General features: G+C 42.2%; 6 protein-coding genes. 3 read left to right on the forward strand and 3 right to left on the reverse strand.

Features of this window, described 5'->3' with window-relative positions:
* Positions 1-78 precede the first annotated feature (78 nt).
* Positions 79-588, forward strand: coding sequence for a hypothetical protein (locus tag QZV86_RS12785; RefSeq protein WP_295628842.1), 510 nt, complete (start codon positions 79-81; stop codon positions 586-588).
* A 110-nt stretch (positions 589-698) separates the two neighbouring features.
* On the opposite strand, the gene rapA is transcribed toward QZV86_RS12785, so the two are convergent.
* Both rapA and QZV86_RS12795 read right to left on the reverse strand, forming a co-directional pair.
* Complete coding sequence (gene rapA / locus QZV86_RS12790; protein ID WP_295628845.1) at positions 699-3,599, reverse strand: RNA polymerase-associated protein RapA; 2,901 nt, start codon at positions 3,597-3,599, stop codon at positions 699-701.
* 255 nt (positions 3,600-3,854) lie between these two features.
* Complete coding sequence (locus QZV86_RS12795; RefSeq protein ID WP_295628848.1) at positions 3,855-4,610, reverse strand: DUF2490 domain-containing protein; 756 nt, start codon at positions 4,608-4,610, stop codon at positions 3,855-3,857.
* A gap of 719 nt (positions 4,611-5,329) precedes the next feature.
* Here QZV86_RS12795 and QZV86_RS12800 point away from each other — a divergent pair.
* Entirely contained in the window at positions 5,330-5,644 is a 315-nt protein-coding gene (locus QZV86_RS12800) for a cytochrome c (protein WP_295628851.1), read from the forward strand.
* 73 nt (positions 5,645-5,717) lie between these two features.
* On the opposite strand, the gene hemN is transcribed toward QZV86_RS12800, so the two are convergent.
* Positions 5,718-7,169, reverse strand: coding sequence for an oxygen-independent coproporphyrinogen III oxidase (gene hemN, locus QZV86_RS12805; protein ID WP_295628854.1), 1,452 nt, complete (start codon positions 7,167-7,169; stop codon positions 5,718-5,720).
* Positions 7,170-7,310: 141 nt separating this feature from the next.
* Here hemN and fnr point away from each other — a divergent pair, with 141 nt between their 5' ends.
* Positions 7,311-8,093 carry a fumarate/nitrate reduction transcriptional regulator Fnr gene (gene fnr, locus QZV86_RS12810; protein WP_295628857.1) on the forward strand — a complete coding sequence of 261 codons (783 nt, stop codon included), beginning with the start codon at positions 7,311-7,313 and terminating at the stop codon, positions 8,091-8,093.
* Positions 8,094-8,226: the final 133 nt, after the last annotated feature.

The following is an 8,226-nucleotide window of genomic DNA, read 5'->3' on the forward strand; positions in this document are numbered from 1 at the left end:
GGGATTCTTATTTAGCAGTGCATATCTGATTGCTGAATTTCTGAGTAAGCTCTAGATAATGACACGCTCCGGCGCATTATGGACAATCCTGAGGCAATGGCCGCTGTGGAGCGCATTGAGGGCTGGCGCGCACTGGGCGACAACATCATCGAGACCATCATCAACAAGAGCGATAAGGTCAAGGACCTCAAGAACAAAGCGAAGGACAAGGATTTGCCAGCTAAGGAGAAGAAGGAACTCTCCGATGAGGAAAAGGAATACAAGTCCAAGCGCAAGCTGGTCCAGGAAAAGCTGATCAAATTCGCCACTCGAATCCCGGCGTTCATGTACCTTACCGATTTCCGCGAAAACACGTTGCAGGATGTCATCACCAAGCTGGAACCGGGCCTGTTTCGTGACGTCACCGGCCTGACGGTGAAGGACTTCCACCTGCTCGTCCGCCTCAAGGTGTTCAACACCGAGCAGATGAACCAAGCCGTCTTCGCCTTCCGTCGTTACGAAGACGCGTCGCTACGCTATACGGGTATTGAAAGCCACCAAGGCTTGTCTCACTATGGGCTTTACGACACCGTTGTGGCAAAGGATTGAAGGGCGGAGACTCTCCGCGTTCCGGAAATCGAAGTTGAAACTTCTTCTGGATGCCCAAACAGGAAAGATTTTACTGCTTCATGAACCAGCGCGGGTTATTCAGAGTTAATTCAAGTCGCCACAATCACCCGCACAGCATCAAGCCGCAGATTGCTGGATTGTAAAGCTATTTGCATTTCCGCCAGTTGCTGTTCAAAAAAGCTTATTTCTTCTTCGCGCACGTTTGGATTAACCTGAAACAAGGCCTTGAGGCGCTCGATTTCCGGGGTGAAGGTTTGTTGTATTCGCGCTTCCGCTTCGACGATGAGTTGCGGCGCTTGCTGATTGGCTTTCTGCTCGCTCATTGCCAGCAAGGTCTTTATCGCATCTTCTTTCAGTTGAATCACTTGCTTGGCGATTCCTATCGCTACCGGCTCCAGATATTGATTGATCGAATCGTGATCCAGGTATGAATAATCTTCATCGCCGTGTTCATCCAGCAAAATACGAATTACTGCGGGCGGTAAATAGTGGTTACTTTGCTGCACATGCTGCCCGCCCGCCTCTAGCACGTACAGACTTTCCAGCAATAAGGTACCTGGCTGTACCTTTGGATGCTTCAGTGCAACGATCACTGCATTGCCGGTTTCCTGGTTCAGGATTCGTTCCATCGCGTGGATAACCATCGGATGTTCCCAAGTCAGGAAATGCATGTCCTCATTGGCTAATGCAACATCTCTTGAATACGTGATGACCGAGCCTTCGTCCATCAAACCGGGAAACGGCATGCTCATGTGTTCGCTCGGCTCGATCAAATAACTGCTGGCGCGATGTTCTTCAATATGCACGCCGCAACAGTCAAATACCGTTTCCATGTACTGCGGCAACGTGGAATCATCGTCCTGTACGCGCACTTCCTGATGTAACCTTGCTGCAACAGCCGGACGAAAAGAGTTGTACTCGAGTAATTTATCGCGTCCGCAATCTAACGCTTCATTCAATACCTGATTGGCTGATTGAGTGGTACTAATCAAATCCGAAAATGTATCGGTATCAATTTGCCGTTGATGAAGCGCATTAATGAGCGCATCTTCCACCTGCAAGAAAACGGTTTGTCCTGCCGGGCAGGTTTTCTCAAACGCATTCAATCCCTCATGATACCAATGAAACATCGCCGCCAATGCGCTGCTCTCCAGATAGGGAACATGAATCTGGATGGTTTCTGTCTGACCGATACGATCCAGTCGGCCAATACGTTGTTCCAGCAGATCGGGATTGAGCGGCAAATCAAACAACACCAGGTGATGAGAAAATTGGAAATTGCGACCTTCGCTACCGATTTCTGAGCATATCAATATTTGGCTACCGGTTTCTTTATCGGCAAAAAAAGCGGCGGCGCGGTCGCGCTCAATCAAACTCATGCTTTCATGAAATACCGGAATATGCTGTCCCGTTAGTGCCTTGAGCGCCTGCGCGATATCGCGGGCAATTTGTGCATCGGCGGTGATGACCAGCATTTTTTCTGGTCTCAGCTGCTTGAGTGTCGCGTTTAGCCAGTTGATGCGCGGATCGATTTCTGTCCAATAGGGTTGCTCCGGCTCGGCTCTGACCTGATAGAGTAATTCAGGGCACAACAGTAATTTCGGTTTTGACAGAGGGATCGTTTCAAAAACTGTCAGACATTGCTGATATTCGAGAGGCAGTGCCAGCGGAATAGCTAAAAGCTTACGCTCAGGAAACCCTTTAACAGCCGCACGCGTATTGCGGAACAAGATACGGCCGGTACCATGCCGATCCAGCAACAATTCCGCCAGCATTTTTCTCGTCTGCCGGATTTGCTGCATATCAGCAGTATGATCTTGCAATTGTGCAAGGAATTCTTGAGCTTGTGCTGAATCAATGGCTGACAAGATAATTTCTCTGATTTCATCATTCAAATCCTGATCTTCGAGCAAAGCTTCCACTGCTTTAGCAATCGGTTCGTACGATTGTTCTTCAACCAGAAAAGCCGCAAAACTACTGAAACGGTGCGGATCCAGCAAACGCAGACGCGCGAAGTGACTGGCCTTGCCTAATTGTTCCGGGGTTGCGGTTAATAACAGCACTCCCTTGGTGCAGGCGGCTAATTGTTCAATGATGGAGTATTCCACACTGGCGGCTTGCTCAGACCAATGCAAATGATGGGCTTCATCGACCACGAGCAGATCCCAATGACCATTCAGTGCAGCTTGAAACCATTTCGGATAGTGACGCAGAAAATTCAAGCTGCAAAGTATCAATTGCTCACTATGAAAAGGATTTTCCCAATCCCCGCTCTCTTCCAGCGATAAACATCGCGCTTCATCAAAGATACTGAATTGCAGATTAAAGCGCCGTAACATTTCCACCAACCATTGATGAATCAAGGTCTCTGGAACCACAATAAGCACTCGCTTGGCGCGTTCGGTTAACAATTGCCGATGCAGAATAAGACCGGCTTCGATCGTTTTACCCAGCCCCACTTCATCGGCCAGCAAAACGCGCGGCGCATAACGGCGCGCAACTTCGTGGGCAATATAAAGTTGATGCGGAATCAAGCTGGTACGAGTTCCCACCAGTCCATACAGCAGCGCGCTTGCCAGGTGATTGCGTATCAGCAAGGTTTGATAACGGATCTTGAACCACTTATCCTGATCAAACTGACCTGTGAACAAACGTTCTGCCGGACGGTTTAATAACAAATTATGTGCTAATTGTTCCTCGGCAAGCTCTATTCTGGCGCCACTTTCATCCGTTCCGGAATAAACCACTAAGCCGTTGTGTTCCTGCACCTCAGTGATTTTCAATGCAACATCATCATAACTGCTGATAATGTCTCCGGACTTAAAAATCACGCGCGTCAATGGCGCAGATTGTTTGGCATAGGAACGGGTTTCACCTGCTGCTTTAAAAATAATGGTGACAACTCTATGCTCGACAGCCTGAACAGTGCCCAGCCCCAGTTGTAAATCAACGTCACAGATCCAACGTTGACCCAGCTTAAAATCGCGCATGCTAACTTAGTGATTGATCGGAAAGGAGCAGTATAGTAATGGAAAATGGAAAGAAATATTACTATTTATTGAGCTTTGGTCAGATTCAAAAAAGGAGTAGAAATAGGAAAGCAAAAAATCCGTTATAACTGCCTTGCTTACATAACAGTTAAGGGAAAATTTCAGCCGATTAGCTTTTTAAAATCAAGGAAAGTTAATCGGCTGAGAGAAAGATCAAATGACATACCGCAAAAATACTACGGCTAATTTATTGGATTAAAAATTCAGGAACAAATTAGCTACCAAATTATGCATCATTTGATCAGGACGAGTACTGTGTGGTCTGTTGATAAATTGATTCATGTAACCCAATTCAAAGGTGGCATATTGGTTGACTTTGTAAGCCAATCCAACAAAGGCACGGTTCTGATCGAAACCGTTAGAAATAAAACCAGGATTACCAACGGTCGTCATGGCAATGAACAACTCATCTTGAATGATGAAGCTAAGATTCGGATCTATTGATGGCATTGGAACCGCTAGTTTAACCAATTGGCGGAATCGATGAGCCACGTCATTATTACCTGGAATGGGCGCATCTTGGTCGAAGAATCGTTGCTCAAAACGACTACGTGTTGACAATCTACCGAATGAAAAATTATCAGCCCAAGTTACTTGTTGCCAAATTCGGTGCTCGTTAAATGAACCAACTCTGTTGATCGGTTCAGCCGTAGGTGCCCAAGCGTAGCCTGCCCACACAACAATTTTATCGGTTAACGCATAACCTACGCCTGGGCGAATCAGGGATTGCGTAAATTGACTAGCGTCATTACCAAAACGCCCTTGCCCTTCCATCCACCATTTGAATTTCGTTAAGTCTGGATTATTTGGATTGATGGAACCAAAATTACCCTGTGCCGCAATTTGTCCCCAAACTTGAAAATCCTCTACAGTGTTGTCTGCAGCAACTTGACTACTAAAAACCAAACTAAGCGCAACAAAAACAGCAAAGATATTTATCTTTTTGAACATAACACCCTCTTTTAAAACGGTTTAATTGTATAAAGTTGTTAATCAACAATGCTGGTTTCTAAATAAAAAATTATTTTATGGAGAAGCTAGCATCAATATCATTTAAAAATTTTTTACTCTCATTTTTCAATAGAATGCTGCCTACTTTATACTAGCTAGAAAAACTTCATCACATTCATGTCCTTACAACTTCTCTTGCCACCATAACATAGCAATTGTCAAGAAAGTGTTAAGAAATTCCACCACATTAAATAATGTTATTCTCAAAAATTCTAGTTAGAGTTTAATAGCTTAAGCTAAGAATTAAAGAATTTTGATCTCCTTCTTTTTACATTACGTAGCAATAAGTCGTAAACAATAACAAGAAAAATGTTAAGAAAGTGTCAAGAAAAATAATTTTTTCAATGAATTACATCCGGTGTTGTTTTTGTTGCAACTTTATGAGTTATCTCAAATAGATTATTGCAATATCTATGCTTCTGGAGCTTGGGAATGTCGCAAAGAACCCCTGGCAGTAAATAACAATGCTATAGAACCAATCCGTATTTTCTAAAACATTTGTTTAACAAGCTGTCATAATACTAGCTCTGTTAAGTCTACTAAATCATTAAATCTGATTAATAAATAAATTCAAAAACATCAAATTTATATTGAGTAGCTAAATACTGAATCGGGATTACTCTCGATATTAATTGAACTAAATAAACTGGAGTCAGGAAATGAAAAGAACACATACTTTAGTAGCGATATCTGCACTGTTTATTCTTGTCGGTTGTGGTGGAACCACCAACGATTATAGCCCGCCAGCAGATGCTTCCGGTGAGAGAATCTTTAGCACTGTCTGCAGTGAATGTCACAAGCCTTTGAGTGCAGACAAGGCGATGATTTTGAGTGAAAAAGCTGCCAATAAGGAAGCTATCATTAAGAAATTTCAATCCGGCAGCATGCGGATGCCTGCTTTCAAAAATATTCAAGGTGAAGCCGCTGATCGATTGGCCGAGTATATTTTAACCAACAGTGAAGTCCAACAATAAATAAATGCGCCTGAGAATCTGCCTCGATTCTCAGGCGCATTCATTTTATATCGGCAGCAGACGATTGATGACGCTAATGATGTTTACGCAAATACTTATCAAAAATTCTACAGATATCGTTGATAAATAATTGACCTTTCGATGTAACAGCAATCTCCTCATTATCTAAAGTAACCAACCCGGCTTCTACATACGCCTGCAAATCTGTCAATTCAGTTACAAAGTACTGCTTGAAATCTATCGGAAAAAAAGCTTCCACTGAATCATATGAAATAACCGAATGACAAATCAGCGCATACATGATTGAACGGCGTAACAGGTCATCCGCATTTAATTCTAGACCGCGCAAAATAGGAAGAATATTTTGTTCTAACTTATCATAGTACTGTAATAGATCACAGTGATTCTGATGTAAAGTCGGGCCTATACGCCCTATTCCTGAAACACCTAATGCAACATGGTCACAATCAGGATAAATTGAAAAACCGCGCATGCCATAGTGAAGCCTTCCTTGACGCTGAGCAACTGCCAGTGGATCATCATTCCTGGCAAAAAGATTCATCCCAATATGGCTATAGCCAGCTTCTGTTAGGCGAGAAATCGCCAACAACCTCATTTCAAACCTGGTTTCTGTTGCAGGTAATCCAGTAAAAATATTATTCCTTGTCGGTTTAAATCTTTCTATAAGGTGCTGATAATTTAAAAATTTAATCTGGTTTGGATTTGCTACAATAATTTTATCTAGCGTACAAGCAAATTTATCCAAATTCTGGCCCGGCAATCCATAGCTTAATTCTACTCTAACCGACTTAAATCCTGCCCGTCGGATATTGCAGATAATTTGAATGTTAGCTTCTTCAGATTGAATACACTGCTTCGAATGTTGCGCTTGTTGATCAAAATCTTGTACACCTACAATTGCACAATTAAATCCCATTTCGTTTAAAGCGTACATTGAGCAATTGATTAATTGTCGCGCATCAATCTCAACACAAAAATTACCTCCTTCAACTAAGTTAAAATACCGCTTGATCTCTTGGGTAAGCGTATTTAGTTGAGAGTCATTCAAAAATGCCGGACTACCTCCTCCGAAATATATCTGTTCAACTTTGCTATCACCTTTGAATAATTGCCCTTGAAGTCTTATCTCTCGAAGCAAATAACTCGAATATGTTTCAGTACTGTGATCAGTAGGAATGAACTGATTAAGATGGCAATAAAAACATGAGGAGCAGCTATTAGGGACGTATAAATCTAATGATAAAGGGCGATGAAAGCGCCCTGATTTTCGATTATTTATCCAATCTGAATACGCATGCGCATCAGATGCTTCAATCAAAGAATCAATCTCGGGGTATAAACAACGATCAGGATCAGAAAAGTAATTTCCAAAATGACACATAGAATCCGAATCCAGCTCAAGTAAACTTGAAGATGAATTAGGGAATCGTAATGAATACAATAAGTTTCCTACTTTGTGAAGAATACGCCTAAAAAGGCCAGACCGATGTAACCGCCAAAGCATAGCCCCATCGGATCAATCATTTACTTCCTGTGCTCTTGCAATCTAAAAATTTTATCCGCCTCTTGCAGTATTAACGTAAAATTATAAAGGGGTTAAAAATATTAACTTTGATTCAGATCAATCAGAGTATTGATAAATAGAATGTGTAAACCCCTACCTTTGGAAAATAATTTGTTACACGATAACCCACAACAGAATCATCTTGATGTTACGCACATTAAATCAAGCTGTGCGACTTGCAGTTTGCGTGAATTATGCCTACCTGTTGGTCTTAATAATCAAGAAATTCAGATACTTGGAGATGTTGTTAGTCATAAACGTAAAGTGCGACGCGGTGATTATCTACATCAATCAGGCTTAAAATTCCAATCACTTTTTGCCATTCGTAGTGGTTTTCTAAAAACCTGTGTACTTGAAGAAGATGGACGCCAACAAGTTACAGGTTTCCATATGACCGGGGAGCTGCTGGGGCTAGACGCTATCAGTTCAGAAATTCATACTTGTGATGCGATAGCACTTGAAGACAGCGAGGTTTGTGAAATTCCTTTCACCAAACTAGAAGAAATTAGCATTATTATTCCGTCTCTTATGCGTCATTTCCATAAAATCATGAGTCGTGAAATAGTACGGGATCATAGCGTAATGTTGTTACTGGGTAGCATGAAGGCAGAAGAACGCTTGGCATCATTTTTACTCAATTTATCACGTCGTTTTTCTATGCGGGGTTATTCCGAATCCGATTTTAATTTACGTATGACGCGCGAGGAAATCGGCAGTTATCTTGGCCTTAAGCTGGAAACTGTCAGTCGTGCATTTTCCAAGCTGCAAGATGAGAATATCATTACTGTAGATAATAAGCACATTCAGATAAATGATATTAATCGCCTAAGAATTAAAATGGGTAATTCATCCTGCATCACTTAATACCCCACCTTTCGGGTAGATTGGAATAATAATTTGTTCGATCCAGCATTGATTACAGCAAAAATTTCTTTGCTGCTAAATAAATAGAGCTTACTCAAAAAGCATAACTAACTGATTGAGTTTAACAATATTG

The organism is uncultured Nitrosomonas sp. (assembly GCF_902826915.1).
Classification (GTDB): Bacteria; Pseudomonadota; Gammaproteobacteria; order Burkholderiales; family Nitrosomonadaceae; genus Nitrosomonas.

Bases quoted from the DNA above. Each gene is read 5' to 3' on its own strand.
- QZV86_RS12785 (WP_295628842.1), top strand. From the start codon at position 79: ATGGACAATCCTGAGGCAATGGCCGCTGTGGAGCGCATTGAGGGCTGG.
- rapA (WP_295628845.1), bottom strand. From the start codon at position 3,599: ATGCGCGATTTTAAGCTGGGTCAACGTTGGATCTGTGACGTTGATTTA.
- QZV86_RS12795 (WP_295628848.1), bottom strand. From the start codon at position 4,610: ATGTTCAAAAAGATAAATATCTTTGCTGTTTTTGTTGCGCTTAGTTTG.
- QZV86_RS12800 (WP_295628851.1), top strand. From the start codon at position 5,330: ATGAAAAGAACACATACTTTAGTAGCGATATCTGCACTGTTTATTCTT.
- hemN (WP_295628854.1), bottom strand. From the start codon at position 7,169: ATGCTTTGGCGGTTACATCGGTCTGGCCTTTTTAGGCGTATTCTTCAC.
- fnr (WP_295628857.1), top strand. From the start codon at position 7,311: ATGTGTAAACCCCTACCTTTGGAAAATAATTTGTTACACGATAACCCA.